13 protein-coding genes are annotated in these 13653 nt (G+C 69.8%); 5 read left to right on the top strand and 8 right to left on the bottom strand.

What is annotated here, in order from left to right; all coding sequences use genetic code 11:
• The first annotated feature begins 27 nt into the window (after nucleotides 1-27).
• The gene (locus BLR51_RS05030) at nucleotides 28-330 is read left to right on the top strand and encodes a hypothetical protein (RefSeq protein WP_089844567.1); all 303 of its coding nucleotides are present in this window, start codon (nucleotides 28-30) and stop codon (nucleotides 328-330) included.
• A gap of 131 nt (nucleotides 331-461) precedes the next feature.
• Here the strand turns inward: BLR51_RS05030 and BLR51_RS05025 are convergent, their stop codons facing one another.
• Genes BLR51_RS05025 through BLR51_RS05015 form a run of 3 tightly spaced genes read right to left on the bottom strand, consistent with a single transcriptional unit; the run spans nucleotide 462 to nucleotide 3366 of the window.
• Nucleotides 462-1475, bottom strand: coding sequence for a YcjF family protein (locus BLR51_RS05025; RefSeq protein WP_089844565.1), 1014 nt, complete (start codon nucleotides 1473-1475; stop codon nucleotides 462-464).
• Nucleotides 1472-1942 (bottom strand): GNAT family N-acetyltransferase, encoded by a 471-nt coding sequence (locus BLR51_RS05020; protein ID WP_207543551.1) that lies wholly within the window; start codon nucleotides 1940-1942, stop codon nucleotides 1472-1474. The genes BLR51_RS05025 and BLR51_RS05020 overlap by 4 nt, the downstream gene beginning before the upstream one ends.
• The gene (locus tag BLR51_RS05015; RefSeq protein ID WP_089844564.1) at nucleotides 1939-3366 is read right to left on the bottom strand and encodes a YcjX family GTP-binding protein; all 1428 of its coding nucleotides are present in this window, start codon (nucleotides 3364-3366) and stop codon (nucleotides 1939-1941) included. The genes BLR51_RS05020 and BLR51_RS05015 overlap by 4 nt, the downstream gene beginning before the upstream one ends.
• A 235-nt stretch (nucleotides 3367-3601) precedes the next feature.
• Between BLR51_RS05015 and truA the strand changes: the two genes are divergently transcribed.
• The 4 genes from truA (at nucleotide 3602) to gnd (ending at nucleotide 8322) form a co-directional block, all read left to right on the top strand.
• Entirely contained in the window at nucleotides 3602-4390 is a 789-nt protein-coding gene (truA, locus tag BLR51_RS05010) for a tRNA pseudouridine(38-40) synthase TruA (protein WP_089844562.1), read from the top strand.
• Between the two features lie 187 nt (nucleotides 4391-4577).
• Nucleotides 4578-5756: an aspartate aminotransferase family protein gene (locus BLR51_RS05005; protein WP_089844560.1), complete on the top strand. Its 1179-nt coding sequence runs from the start codon at nucleotides 4578-4580 to the stop codon at nucleotides 5754-5756.
• Nucleotides 5757-5854: 98 nt separating this feature from the next.
• The gene (gene argF, locus BLR51_RS05000; protein ID WP_089844558.1) at nucleotides 5855-6781 is read left to right on the top strand and encodes an ornithine carbamoyltransferase; all 927 of its coding nucleotides are present in this window, start codon (nucleotides 5855-5857) and stop codon (nucleotides 6779-6781) included.
• A gap of 140 nt (nucleotides 6782-6921) precedes the next feature.
• The gene (gene gnd, locus BLR51_RS04995; protein ID WP_089844556.1) at nucleotides 6922-8322 is read left to right on the top strand and encodes an NADP-dependent phosphogluconate dehydrogenase; all 1401 of its coding nucleotides are present in this window, start codon (nucleotides 6922-6924) and stop codon (nucleotides 8320-8322) included.
• Between the two features lie 3 nt (nucleotides 8323-8325).
• Here gnd and BLR51_RS04990 read toward each other — a convergent pair whose 3' ends face one another.
• The 5 genes from BLR51_RS04990 to BLR51_RS04970 form a co-directional block, all read right to left on the bottom strand.
• Complete coding sequence (locus BLR51_RS04990; RefSeq protein ID WP_089844554.1) at nucleotides 8326-9750, bottom strand: FAD-binding oxidoreductase; 1425 nt, start codon at nucleotides 9748-9750, stop codon at nucleotides 8326-8328.
• A gap of 33 nt (nucleotides 9751-9783) precedes the next feature.
• Nucleotides 9784-10734: a hypothetical protein gene (locus tag BLR51_RS04985; protein WP_089844552.1), complete on the bottom strand. Its 951-nt coding sequence runs from the start codon at nucleotides 10732-10734 to the stop codon at nucleotides 9784-9786.
• 7 nt (nucleotides 10735-10741) lie between these two features.
• On the bottom strand, nucleotides 10742-12049 hold the full coding sequence (locus tag BLR51_RS04980) for a TRAP transporter large permease (protein ID WP_089844550.1): 1308 nt from the start codon (nucleotides 12047-12049) through the stop codon (nucleotides 10742-10744).
• Between the two features lies 1 nt (nucleotide 12050).
• The gene (locus BLR51_RS04975; protein ID WP_089844549.1) at nucleotides 12051-12581 is read right to left on the bottom strand and encodes a TRAP transporter small permease; all 531 of its coding nucleotides are present in this window, start codon (nucleotides 12579-12581) and stop codon (nucleotides 12051-12053) included.
• Nucleotides 12582-12667: 86 nt separating this feature from the next.
• Entirely contained in the window at nucleotides 12668-13639 is a 972-nt protein-coding gene (locus BLR51_RS04970) for a TRAP transporter substrate-binding protein (protein WP_089844547.1), read from the bottom strand.
• Nucleotides 13640-13653: the final 14 nt, after the last annotated feature.

The following is a 13653-nucleotide window of genomic DNA, read 5'->3' as shown; positions in this document are numbered from 1 at the left end:
CCCACCCCCCGGACAAGGAGGTCCGACATGGCTTATCAGAACACCGACCCGAACTCGACCAACCCCTATGGCTCCGACCTGCGCGCCGATCCGCAGATGCGCGCCGCAGCTGGAGGGCGCTCGCGCGGCTCCATCGCGGGCATTCTGGTGGTCGTGCTGCTGATCCTCGGCCTGATCGTGGGCATCGGCGTGCTGGGCGGCGGCGATGATGCCACCACCCCCGCACCCGCCACCACCACGGGCACCGCGCCCGAGGCTGCTCCTGCGGCCCCGATGACCGAAGGCAATGCTGCCCCGGCACCGGCGGCCCCCACCGCACCGGCTGACTAAGGCCGGAGCCTGCTGCGTCCCGCCCTGACCGGCTTCCCTGCCACCCCTCACGAACGGGGGCGGGGCGCAGACCTCCCGTGATGCTCCTCCGCCGGCGTCGGCACGCGATGCGTGACCGGCGCCGGTTGCTGTCAGCCCCGCGACACCAGCCCGGTCAGCGCCGAGCGGATGATCTCGCGCACCGAAGGCCGGGGCGCGCGGGTGAAGGGCAGGGGACGGCAGACCTCGATTGCCGCGACACCCACGCGCGCGGTCAGCGCGCCGTTCACCAGCCCCTCGCCAAAGCGGCGCGAGAGCTTGGCAAGGATGCCGCCGCCCAGCACCGGCTCCAGCATGTCATCGCCCACGGCCACGGCGCCGGTCGCCACCAGATGCGACAGCACGGCGCGGGTCAGGCGCCACGATCCCAGCGTGCCGGAGCGTCCGCCATAGATTTCCGCGATGCGGCGGATCATGCGCAGGTTGGAGGACAGCGCCGCGATGACATCGGCCAGCGCCAGCGGCACCAGCGCCGTGACCGTGGCCACCTGCCGGGCCGCCGCCTCCACCTCGCGGCGGGCGGCGGCGTCGAGCGGCGCCAGCAGGTCGGTTTCCGCCAGCCCGATCAGGCCGGAGGCGTCGAAGATTTCGTCGCCGCGTTCCTTCAGCCGCAGGCGGCCCCAGCGCGTGTCGTCGCGCCCGGCATAAAGCGTGTCCAGATCGCGGATGACCCGGCGCGCGGCGGCCAGATCCTCGCCCGCCACGGCGGCATCGGCGGCGCGGTGCAGCGCATCGACCCGCGCCAGCCGCGACAGCGCCGCCACTTCCTTGACCACGATCATGAGCGCCACCAGCACGAACAGCCCCATCAGCGCGCTGACCGCCCAGCCAAGCGCGGGCACCGAAGCCACCAGATCGGTGACAAACCGCCATGCCGCAATCGACACCAGCGTCGAGACGAGGATCCCCGCCAGCGACCAGAACCAGCGTGCCAGCCGCGACGGGCGGCGCGTGGCCAAGGCTGCGGCGGTGGTCATCGCCTGCCCGGTGGGGCCGGGCAGGTCGGGTTCGGGCACGGGGGGCGCTTCGGACGGATCGGCCTGCGGGCCGGTGTCGTCCAGTTCGATCAGCACCGGGCCACGGCGGGGGGAGGGATCGTCGGTCATATGGGGAACTCGCTGGATGCGGAGGCGGGTGCCTCCCAGAGGTAATGCAGGTCAGGCAGGCCTTCGTCATTCGCCGACCCGTCGCCGCGCGCGGTCAGCCGGAACCCCAGCGCCTCGTAGAACCGGCGGGCCTGCAGATTGGCCTCGAAGGTCCAGAGTTCCAGCCGGGCCACCATCTGCTGCGCGCTGGCGACAAGCCCGCGCCCGATGCCGCGCCCCTGCGCTGCGGGGGCGATGAACAGAGCATGTACATAGCTGCCGTCGCGCGCCAGAAAGCCAAGGAGATGCCCCGAGGCCGGATCCTCCGCCACGGTCACCCAGCCATGGTCGATCATCTGCCCGGCCATGGCGATGGTTTCGGCGCCGCTGTGCAGGCGCGGCTTCCATGGCTGGTGCGCGGCCTCGGCCATCAGGCGGCCAAGGCCGCCTGCATCCAGCGTGCGGGCGGGGCGCAGATGCGGGGTCACAGCCTGTCCCCGATAAGGAACTGCGCGGCGCGGTCCAGACGGATATGCGGCGGGCCCTCGCCGGGTTTCAGCGTCAGCGCGGCGGGGGCGAAGCGCATGATCTGGTAATCCTCGTCCAGCCAGCGCGGGGCGCCTTCGCGGGCGGGGGCCAGCAGATGCGCCGGATCCTGCGGCAGCGCGCCGGGATGGAACGCCGCCTGCCGTCCGCGCGTGCCGTCGGGGTTCAGCAGCGTGCCGCGCACGCAGTCCAGATCCTGCCCCTGATGCGCCACGGTCTGTTCCACCGTCGCGCGCAGCGCCGCCAGCGACATGGAGGAGGTTTCGGCCCCGGCAAAGCGGGCGCGGTCGCGCGCCTCGCGGGTCAGCGCCTCCATGATGGCGGTCAGGCGCGGATGCTGGCTGTGATGCAGATGGTCGGCCTTGGTCGCGGCAAAGAGGATCTTTTCCACCCGGCGCCCGCGCAGCAGCTGCGTCAGGAAGGCATTGCCGCCGGGGCGGAAGGCGCCAAGGATCCCCGCCATGGTGCGCCGCAGATCCTCCAGCGCCGCAGGTCCGGCATGGATCGCCCCCAGCGCGTCCACCAGCACGATCTGCCGGTCGATGCGCGAGAAATGATCGCGGAAAAACGGCTTCACGATCTGCGCCTTGTAGGCCTCGTAGCGCCGCTCCATCTCGCGCCAGAGGCTGCGGCGCGGCGGGCTGTCGGGCTTTGGCAGCGGCGCGAAGGTCAGGGCGGGGCTGCCCGCCTTTTCGCCCGGCAGCAGGAAGCGTCCCGGCGTGCAGTCGGAAAACCCCGCCTCGCGCGCGGTGTTGAGCGCGGTGGTGAAGCTGTCGGCCAGCGCGCGGGCGCGGGGTTCGGTGAAGTCGGCGCTGGCATCCTCGGCAGCGGCCATGGCGAGATAGGCCTCCGCCCCGGGGCGCTGCGGCAGGCGGGCAAGCGTGGCCGCCGTCCAGTCCTCGAAGGAGGTGTCGAGCAGCGCCAGATCCAGCAGCCATTCGCCGGGGTAATCGACGATGTCGAGATGCAGCGTGCGCGGCCCCTGCAGCCCGGCCAGCAGCCCGGTGGGCCGCACCTTCAGCGACAGCCGCAGTTCCGATACGGCGCGGGTGCTGTCGGGCCAGTGCGGCTCGCGCGCGGTGAGGGCGGAGAGATGGGTTTCATAGTCGAAGCGCGGGATGGTGTCATCGGGCTGCGGCTGCAGATAGGCGGCAAGGATGCGGCTTTCCGCCTCTGCCGCCAGCTGCGGCATGCGTCCGCGATCCAGAAGATTGGCCACCAGCGAGGTGATGAACACCGTCTTGCCCGCCCGCGAGAGCCCGGTGACCCCCAGCCGCAGCGTGGGTTCAAAAAAGGTTTCCGACAGCGTGTCGGTGACGTTTCCGACCCCGCGGGCCAGCCTGTCGGCAAGGGTTCCGATGACCAATGGTCTGCCTTTCGTGCTGCTCTGTGGATCTAGATAGCGGCGGGGGGGCGGTGTTGCCAGTGGCGCGGCAGGCGGCGGGGTCTTGGCGGGGCTTTGATGGGGGGCAGGAGGGGGCTCTGCCCCCGTCTGCGCAGGGCGCAGACTCCCCCGGGATATTTGCGGTCAGAAGATGCGATAGGCGGGGCGGCTTAGGGCGGGGGATTGCGGGCCGCGCGGGCGCGCGCTATGGGGCGGCATGCCCAGATATGCGCTTTTGGTGGAATATGATGGCGGCCCCTTTGCGGGCTGGCAGCGGCAGGCCGACCAGCCGTCGGTGCAGGGCGCCATCGAGGCGGCGCTGGCCCGGCTGGAGCCGCGCGCCCATACCATCGCGGCGGCGGGGCGCACCGATGCCGGGGTGCATGCGCGCGGGCAGGTGGCCCAGTGCGACATGGCGCGGGACTGGGAGCCGTTCCGCCTGATGGAGGCGCTGAATTACCATCTGAAGCCCGCGCCGGTGGCGATCCGCGACTGCGCCCGGGTGCCCGAGGACTGGCACGCGCGGTTTTCGGCGCTGGAGCGGCGTTATCTGTTCCGGGTGCTGGTGCGGCGGGCGCCGCTGACGCTGGAGGCGGGGCAGGTCTGGCAGGTGCGGCATCCGCTTGACGCGGCGGCGATGCGGCAGGGCGCGGCGCATCTGCTGGGGCGGCACGATTTCACCACTTTCCGCTCGAGCCTCTGTCAGGCGGCCTCGCCGGTCAAGACGCTGGACGAATGCCGCATCGAGGAGGTGGCGACCGGCGCCGGGCGCGAGATCCGGTTCCATCTGCGCGCGCGCAGCTTCCTGCACAATCAGGTGCGCTCCATCGTCGGCACGCTGGAGCGGGTGGGGGCCGGGGCATGGCCGCCCGCGCGGGTGCAGCAGGCGCTGGAGGCGCGCGACCGCGCCGCCTGCGGTCCGGTCTGCCCGCCGGACGGGCTCTATCTGACGGGGGTGGGCTATCCCGAGCCGCCCTTTGCGGCGCCCGCCGAGGAGAGCGCTTGATCTTTCCCGAAATCCGGGCAATCTGCGGCCTCATGACGCAAGCGATACGAATCCGACGAGCCTGAGCTCCCGTCTGCGCGCCTTTTCTGGCGCGGCGGCCCCGTTTGTCCGTCCGATCCCCCCTCAAAAACTTGACTTGGCCCCGGGCCCTTGGCACCAATCGGGCCTCATTGCAGAGGATAGTCCCATGATCCCCGCCGTTCTGCCGACCTATGCGCGCGCGCCGCTTCATTTCGTGAAGGGCGAAGGCTCTTGGCTGCTGGAGGAGGATGGCCGCCGCTTCCTCGATCTGGGCTCGGGCATCGCGGTCACCGCGCTGGGTCATGCCCATCCCGCGCTGGTGGCGGCGCTGACCGAACAGGCGCAAAAGCTCTGGCATGTGTCCAACCTCTACGAGATTCCGCAGCAGCAGGCGCTGGCGGAGAAGCTGGTCGCGGCGAGCTTCGCCGACACGGTGTTCTTCACCAATTCCGGCACCGAAAGCTGCGAGCTGGCGGTGAAGATGGCGCGGAAATACTGGTACGAGAAGGGCCAGCCCGAAAAGACCGACATCCTGACCTTCTCCGGCTCCTTCCATGGCCGGTCCTCGGCGGCGATCGCCGCCTCGGGCGCGGAGAAGATGGTGAAGGGCTTCGCGCCGCTGCTGCCGGGCTTCGTGCACCTGCCTTTCGGCGACATGGCCGCACTTGAGGCGGCGATCACCGACACCACCGGCGCCGTGCTGGTGGAGCCGATCCAGGGCGAGGGCGGCATCCGCGCGCTGAGCGATGCGCAGCTGCAGCAGCTGCGGGCGCTCTGCGACGAGCGTCACCTGCTGCTGATCCTCGACGAGGTGCAGTGCGGCATGGGCCGCACGGGGCGGCTTTTTGCCCATGAATGGGCGGGCATCACCCCCGACATCATGATGGTGGCCAAGGGCATCGGCGGCGGCTTCCCGCTGGGCGCGGTGCTGGCCACCGAGGAGGCCGCCTCGGGCATGGTGCTGGGCACCCATGGCTCCACCTATGGCGGCAACCCGCTGGGCTGCGCCGTGGGCTGCGCCATGCTCGACGCGCTGACCGCCGAAGGCTTCCTGCCCGACATGAACCGCCGCGCCGCCCTGCTGCGCCAGAAGCTCGAAGGGCTGGTGGCCGAACATCCCGCCATCTTCGAGGAGGTGCGAGGGCAGGGCTTCCTGCTCGGGCTCAAGGTCCGTGTCGCGCCCGGCGATTTTGTCAAGGCGGGCTATGAGGCGCTGCTGATCACCGTGCCCGCCGCCGACAATGTGGTGCGGCTGCTGCCGCCGCTGACGCTGTCGGAGGAGGAGATTGCCGAGGCGCTGGCGCGGCTCGAGGCCACCGCCACCGCGCTGGAGGCGGCCGCCTGAGCGCTTCTTCTGACCTCAAATATCCCGGGGGAGTCCGCGGCACGCGGACGGGGGCAGCGCCCCCTCTCCCCCGGCCCTGCAAGCAAAGCTGATCTGCGATGAACCACTTCCTCGACATCCACAAGACCGACGCCTCGGACCTGCGCGCCATCATCGATCAGGCCCGCGCCATGAAGGACCGCCGCGGCGGCCTGCCGCGCGGCACCCCCGATGCGGACCAGCCGCTGGCCGGGCGGATGGTCGCGCTGATCTTCGAGAAGCCCTCGACCCGGACCCGGGTGTCCTTTGACATGGGGGTGCGGCAGATGGGCGGGCAGACCATGGTGCTGTCGGGCAGCGACATGCAGCTGGGCCATGGCGAGACCATCGCCGACACGGCGCGGGTGCTGTCGCGCTATGTCGACCTGATCATGATCCGCACCTTCGACGAATCCGTTCTGACCGAGATGGCCGAATTTGCCAGCGTGCCGGTCATCAACGGGCTGACCGACCGCAGCCATCCCTGCCAGATCATGGCCGACATCCTGACCTATGAGGAGCATCGCGGCCCGATCCGCGGCAAGAAGGTGGTCTGGTGCGGCGATGGCAACAATGTCTGCGCCTCGTTCCTGCATGCGGCGGGGCGGTTCGGGTTTGACCTGACCTTCACCGGGCCGGTGCAGCTTGACCCCGAGATGGAATTTGTCGGGCTGGCCCGCAACGAGGGCGCCACCGTCACCATCGAGCGCGACCCGTTCAAGGCGGTGGAGGGTGCCGATCTGATCGTGACCGACACATGGGTGTCGATGCATGACGCGCAGAGTTCGCGCGAACGGCGCCACAACATGCTGCGCCCCTATCAGGTCAACCGCGCGCTGATGGAGGCCGCCAAGCCCGACGCGCTGTTCATGCACTGCCTGCCCGCGCATCGCGAGGAGGAGGTGACCTCGGAGATCATGGACGGCCCGGCCTCGGTGGTGTTCGACGAGGCGGAAAACCGGCTGCATGCGCAGAAAGCGGTCATGCGCTGGTGTCTGGGCGTCTGAGACGCAGGGAGGGGGCGCTGCCCCCTCTTGGCCTGCGGCCAATTCACCCCCGGAGTTTAGGGGCAAGATGAAGCTGCGACCGGGTCTTGCGCCTGCCGGTGATAGCGCTAGCCTGCCGCCGTCAGACACAGGAGGCGGGCATGGCGGCAGCGCGGATCGGCGTTTACGGGTTGGGCACCATGGGGGCGGCGCTGGCGCTCAACATGGCGGAAAAGGGCGTGGCGGTGGCGGTGGCGAATCGCAGCCCGGGCCCGCTCGAGGCCTTTGTGGCGCGGGCCGAGCCCTTTGCGGCGCGCATCACCGCCTGCGGCTCGCTGGCCGAGCTGATCGCGGCGCTGCCCGCGCCGCGGCTGCTGCTGGCGATGATCCCCTCCACCGCGCCGATGGACGCGTTTCTGGATGAGGTGATGCCGCTGCTGGAGCGCGGCGACACGGTGATCGACGCGGGCAATGCCGATTTCCATGCGACGCGGGCGCGCGCGGCGCGGCTGGAGGCGGCGGGGCTGCAGTTTGTCGGGCTGGGCGTGTCGGGCGGCGAGGAGGGCGCGCGGCATGGCCCTTCGATGATGTTCGGCGGCTCGGAGGCAAGCTGGCAGGCGCTGGAGCCGATCCTGTCGCGGATCGCCGCCCCCTATGAAGGCGCGCCCTGCGTTGACCGCATGGGCCCGGACGGGGCGGGGCATTTCGTCAAGACCGTGCATAACGGCATCGAATATGCCGACATGCAGATGATCGCCGAAGTTTATGACCTGCTGCGGCATGGCGCGGGGCAGAGCCCGGCGGAGATTGCCGCGCAGTTCGGGCGCTGGTCCAAGGGGCCGCTGGAAAGCTACCTGTTCGAGATCACCGCCACGGTGCTGGCGGCGGAGGACAGCCATGGCGCGGGACCGGTGGTGGATGCCATCCTTGACCGCGCCGGGCAGAAGGGCACCGGGCGCTGGACGGTGATCGAGGCGGTGCGGCTGGGGCAGTCCGCCACGCTGATCGAGGGCGCCGTGGCCGCGCGGGCATGGTCGGCGGAGGGCGACCTGCGCGCCGCCGCCGGGGCAGCCTTTGGCACGGAGCGCGACGCGCTGCAGCTTGACATGAACGCGCTGGAGGCGGCGCTGCTGGCGGCGCGGGTGCTGGAATATGCGCAGGGGTTCCGCATCCTTGCCGCGGCTTCGGCAGAATATGCCTGGGATCTGGAGGCCGCGCGCATCGCCGAGATCTGGCGCGCGGGCTGCATCATCCGGGCGCGGCTGCTGGATGACATCGCGGGCGCCTTCCGCGACGGCGCGCCCGAAGGACAGCTGCTGCTGGCGCCGCGCTTTGCCCCGGTGCTGGCGGCGGGCATCCCCGCGCTGCGCGCGCTGGTGGCACAGGCGGTGGCGGCGGGCTATCCGCTGCCGGTGCTGGGGGCGGCGCTGGCCTTCTGGGACACGCTGCGCCAGCCGCGCGGCACGGCGGCGCTGATTCAGGCGCAGCGTGATTTCTTCGGGCGCCACGGCTTTGACCGGGTCGACGGGCAGGACGCGCGGCACGGGCCGTGGTGGGACTGAGCCTCAGCCCGGGGGCAGGCGCAGCACCGCGCCGGGATTCATGATCCCTGCGGGATCGAGCGCCGCCTTGATGGCGCGCATGGCGGCCAGCTTGGCCGGGTCGCCATAACGTTCCAGATCCGCCACCTTCAGCCGTCCGATGCCGTGTTCGGCGCTGACCGACCCGCCCATCTGATGCACCAGATCGTGGATCGTGCGTTTGATCTCTTCGCGCAGCGCCTGATGGTCGGCCTTGGTGCCGCCCTTGGGCGGGAAGACGTTGTAATGCAGGTTGCCATCGCCCAGATGGCCGAAACAGTTGACCCGGAACGGCCCCAGCGCCGCGATCCGCGCCAGTCCTTCGGGGACGAAGGCGGGCAGCGCCTCCAGCGGCAGCGACACGTCATGGCTGGAAATGGCGCCGATGCGGCGGTTGGCCTCGGGGATATGTTCGCGGAGCGTCCAGAACTCGGCGGCCTGCTGCGTGCTCTGCGCCACCACCCCGTCGCTGACCAGACCCGCCGCCAGCCCCGAGGCGAACAGTTCCTCCAGCGCGGTCTGCGGATCCATGCCGCGCGGCAGGCCCAGTTCCACCAGCACGCACCACTCAGGCCCCGTGGCGAAGGGCTGGCGCAGGTCGGGCAGGGCTTCGCGCAGAAAGTCGAAGCCCATGCGCCCGATCAGTTCGAAAGCGCTGACCATCTCGCCCAGATGGTCGCGTGCCAGCGCCAGAAGGTCGAGCGCCGCAGCGGGGCTGTGCACCACCAGCAGCGCCGTGCCGGTGGCGGCGGGGCGGGGCGCCAGTTTCAGCGCGGCGGCGGTGATCACCCCCAGCGTGCCTTCGGCGCCGATCAGCAGGTTGCGCAGGTCATAGCCGGTATTGTCCTTGCGCAGCCGTTTCAGCCCGTGCCAGATCTGGCCGTCGGGCAGCACCGCCTCCAGCCCCAGCACCTGATCGCGGGCATTGCCGTAGCGCAGCACGTTGACCCCGCCAGCATTGGTGGACAGCAGCCCGCCGATCCGCGCCGTGCCTTCGGAGGCGAGCGACAGCGCGAAGAGCCGGTCCGCGCCCCGCGCCGCCTCCTGCACATCAGCCAGCACCGCGCCCGCCTCGGCCACCATCACGTTTTCCCGGGGGTGAACGGCGCGGATCGCGGTCATGCGGTCCAGCGACAGCAGCAGCGGCGGCGGGCCGTCGGGGGCAACCTGTCCGCCCACCAGCCCGGTGCCGCCGCCCCATGGCACGAGGCCGACCCGGGCCTCGGCGCAGGCGGTGACGAGTGCCGACACTTCCTGCACCGTGCGCGGCAGGGCGACCCAGCGGGAGGTGCCGCGCCAGCGGCCTCGCGGCTCTTCCAGATGGCGGGGCTCGGCAGGGCGCAGCGTGTCCTCGGGCAGACGCGGGCGCAGCGCGGCGGCGAAGGCGTCATCGGCGGGGGTCAGGGGCATGGCGGGTCTTCCTCCATCGGATCCGCTCCCGTTTTAGCGCACCGGGCGCGGGATGGAAGCACGGGCGTCAAAGCGGCGGTAAAGCCGGGGCAGCAGCAGCGGCGTCAGATACATGGGGATCTGGTAGCAGCCGATGAAGAGCAGCAGCTTGGCCGTCACCTCGGGCGGGAGCGCCACCAGAAACAGCGCGATGTTGCGGTTGCCCGCGATCAGCGCGGTGGCGTGCAGCCCGTCGCGCGCGCCGCGCCGCGCCAGCAGGTCGCCCACCAGCAGCTGCGGGCCCAGATTGGCGGCAAAGGCCAGCGCCAGCCATGCCAGCAGCGCCAGCGGATCGTCGCGCAGCGCGGGGGCAATGGCCGACATCAGGCCCAGCACCAGCACCGTCATCACCAGCGCCGAGGCACCGTCCAGCGCCTGCACCTGCCGCAGCGTTGGTTCGGGCAGCAGCGCGCGCAGGCCGAAAGCCAGCGCCGTGGCGCCCGCGATGGTGGCCAGCAGCCGCAGCACCGCCGCCCGCAGCAGGGCGGGATCGCCCAGATCCGGCATCAGCGCCAGCACCGGCAGCGCGGTCAGCGGCAGCAGCGCCGTGCCAAGGATCAGCAGCCGCAGCGCCGGGGCGGGATCGCCCCCCACCAGCAGCGCCAGATTGGGGCTGCCCGCCAAGGGCGCCGCCGCGCAGAGCAGCACCAAAGCCAGCGCCACCGGGCTGTCGGCCACGCCAAGCGCGATACAAAGGCCCAGCACCGCCAGCGGCGCCGCCAGCTGGAACACCAGCACCACCGCCAGCGTCCGGGGCAGCGTGGCCAGCGCCCCCAGCGCCGCCTTGGGCCCGATGCGCAGGGCCGCCACGAACAGCATCAGCGCCACCAGTTCGGGCAGCCACGGCCTGACCGCGCGGGTCAGATCGGGCAGGGCGATGCCCAGCACCAGCCCCGCCACCAGCAGCCAGCGGGCGTGGCGGGCGCAGAGCCGCAGCAGCGCCATGCCCGGCTCAGACCCGCTGCCGGATGTTCTCGGGCAGCCAGGTGGCCAGATCCGGGAACAGGATCAGCACGAAGACCATCAGCACCATGATCAGGAACATCGGGATGGCGGCGCGCGCGATGAAGGTCATCTCGTGCCCGGTCATGCCCTGCAGCACAAACAGGTTGAAGCCGATGGGCGGGGTGATCTGCGCCATTTCCACCACCACCACGATGAAGATGCCGAACCAGATGAGGTCGATGCCCGCCTCGCGGATCATCGGCTCCACCACCGCCATGGTCAGCACCACCGAGGAGATGCCGTCCAGAAAACAGCCAAGGATGATGTAGAACACCAGAAGCGCCATCAGCAGCTGGAAACGCGACAGATCCCAGCTGGCGATCAGGTCGGCGAGCCCGCGCGGAATGCCGGTAAAGCCCATGGACAGCGACAGGAAGGCCGCGCCCGCAAGGATCAGCGCGATCATGGCCGAGGTGCGGACCGCCCCCATCAGGCTGTCGAAAAAGGTGGCCGGCGTCAGCGACCGCTGCGCCAGCGCCAGCAGCATGGATCCGACCACGCCGAAGGCCGCAGCCTCGGTCGCGGTGGCGATGCCCAGATACATCGACCCGATCACCACAAGGATCAGCAGGATCACCGGGATCAGGAAGCGCGAATTCTTTATCTTGGCCAGCAGCGTCATGTGCGGCTCCGGCACCGGGTCGAAATCGCGCGACAGCTTGGCGGTGATCGCCACATAGGCCATGAACATCAGCGCCAGCACCAGACCGGGCAGCACCCCGGCCATAAAAAGCTTGGTGATGCTTTCGTTGATGGTGACTCCGTAGACGATCAGCGTCAGCGAGGGCGGGATCATCAGCCCCAGCGTCGCCGCCCCCGCCAGCGTGCCGATCACCAGATGTTCGGGATAGTTGCGGCGGCGCAGTTCGGGAATGGACATCTTGCCCACCGTGGTCAGCGTGGCGGCAGAGGATCCCGACACCGCCGCGAACACCGTGCAGCCGACGATGTTGGTATGCACCAGCCCGCCCGGCAGCCGCGCCATCCACGGGCTGAGGCCACGGAACATGTCTTCGGACAGGCGGGTGCGGTACAGGATCTCTCCCATCCAGATGAACAGCGGCAGGGCGGTCAGCGTCCAGCTTGACGAGGACGACCAGACCTTGGTGATCATCGCGTCACCGGCGGGGCGCGAGGTGAACAGCTCCATCCCCACATAGGCGACGCCCATCAGCGCAAGCCCCACCCACACGCCGGATCCCAGCAGCAGAAACAGCACCGCCAGAAAGATGGCGATCGGGATCAGTTGGTCCATGTCATTCTCCCTGCGCCTGATCCATCAGGTCGGTGGTGATGCCGTGCCGTCCGGTGACGATCAGCCGGATCAGGTGATCCCAGAAGGCGATGGCGAGCAGGATCACCCCCGCCGCCATGCTGAGCTGCGGAATCCAGATCGGTGTCGCGTCCAGCCCCTGGCTCAGTTCGTTCCAGCGCCGCGACACCAGCATGCCGCGCACCGCATACCATGCGAACCATGTGGCGGTGACGGTGCCGATGCCGAAACACCAGACCTCTCCCCACCAGCGGAACCGCCCCAGCGCTGACAGAAGGATCGACACGCGGATATGCGCGCCATGGTTCAGCGCATAGGCAAAGGCAAAGAACGAGGCGCCCGCCATGCAGTATCCGGCGTAATCGGTGGCGCCGGGAAAGACATGGCCGGTCCAGCGCGCCACCATCTGCGCCACGATCAGCAGCAGGATCGCGATGAGGAATCCCCCCGCGATCACGCCGCCTGCAAGGTAAAGGGCATCAAGAAAGCGCCGAAGCGCCCGCGCCGTCGCCATGGGCTGTTCCTTTTCCGCAAGAGGAGGGGCGGCAGAGGGGCGCGGGGGGAATGACCCCCGCGCCGCCCTGCCGGTGTTCGGGCGGGTTACTCGCCGCGATAGGCGTCGATGATCGCCTGACCGTCGGGCCCGGCCTTGGCGAGCCAGTCCTGCGTCATCACTTCGCCCATCTCGCGCAGTTCCGCCATCATGGCGTCGCTGGCGCGTTCCACGGTCATGCCGTTGTCCTTCAGCGCGTCCACCGTGGTCTGCGTATAGTCCATGGAGGTCTGCAGCCCCTCTTCGGCGGCCTTGCCGGCGCAGTCGGTCAGGGCGGTGCGGGTTTCGTCCGAGAGGCCCTCCCATGCGTCCTTGTTCACGAAGACCGCGTTGCGCGGCAGCCATGCGTCGACTTCGTAGAAGTTGGACAGATGCTCCCAGACCTTGCGGTCAAAGCCGGTGGCGCCCGAGGAGATGAAGCTTTCCGCCACGCCGGTGGCCAGCGCCTGACTCAGTTCGGCGGCCTCCACCTGCACCGGCAGCGCGCCGGTCATCTCCGCCATCTTGGCGGTGGCGGTGGAGTAGGAGCGGAATTTCACGCCCTTCAGTTCCGAGATCGACGTGATGGGCTTGTTCATGTAAAGCCCCTGCGGCGGCCACGGCACCGAATAGAGATAGTGCAGATTGTCCTCTGCCAGCGCCTCGGTCACATAGGGTTCGGCCACATCCCACAGCTTTTCATGCTCCTCGAAGGAGGAGACGAGGAAGGGGATGGAATCCACGCCGTAAAGCGGGTTTTCGTTTTCATGCGCCGACATCAGCCGTTCGCCGATATTGGCCTGCCCGGTCATCACCGCGCGCTTGATCTCGGCCCCGCCGAACAGCGAGCCGGAGGGATGGGTGACAATCTCCAGATCGCCGCCGGTGGCCTCGGTCACGCAGGTCGCAAAATTGGCGGCGACTTCGGAATGGAAATTGGTCGCGGCATAGGCCAGCGGCATGTCCCATGTTTCCGCCGACGCGGCGCCCGCAGCCCCGGCCAGCGCCGTGGCGGCAAGAAGGGTGGTCATCGTCTTCATGGTCAGTCTCCCCG

This window comes from Salipiger marinus (assembly GCF_900100085.1).
Lineage (GTDB): Bacteria > Pseudomonadota > Alphaproteobacteria > Rhodobacterales > Rhodobacteraceae > Salipiger > Salipiger marinus.
The sequence above is the reverse complement of the archived record's forward strand: the minus strand, read 5'-3'. Positions and strand labels throughout refer to the sequence as shown.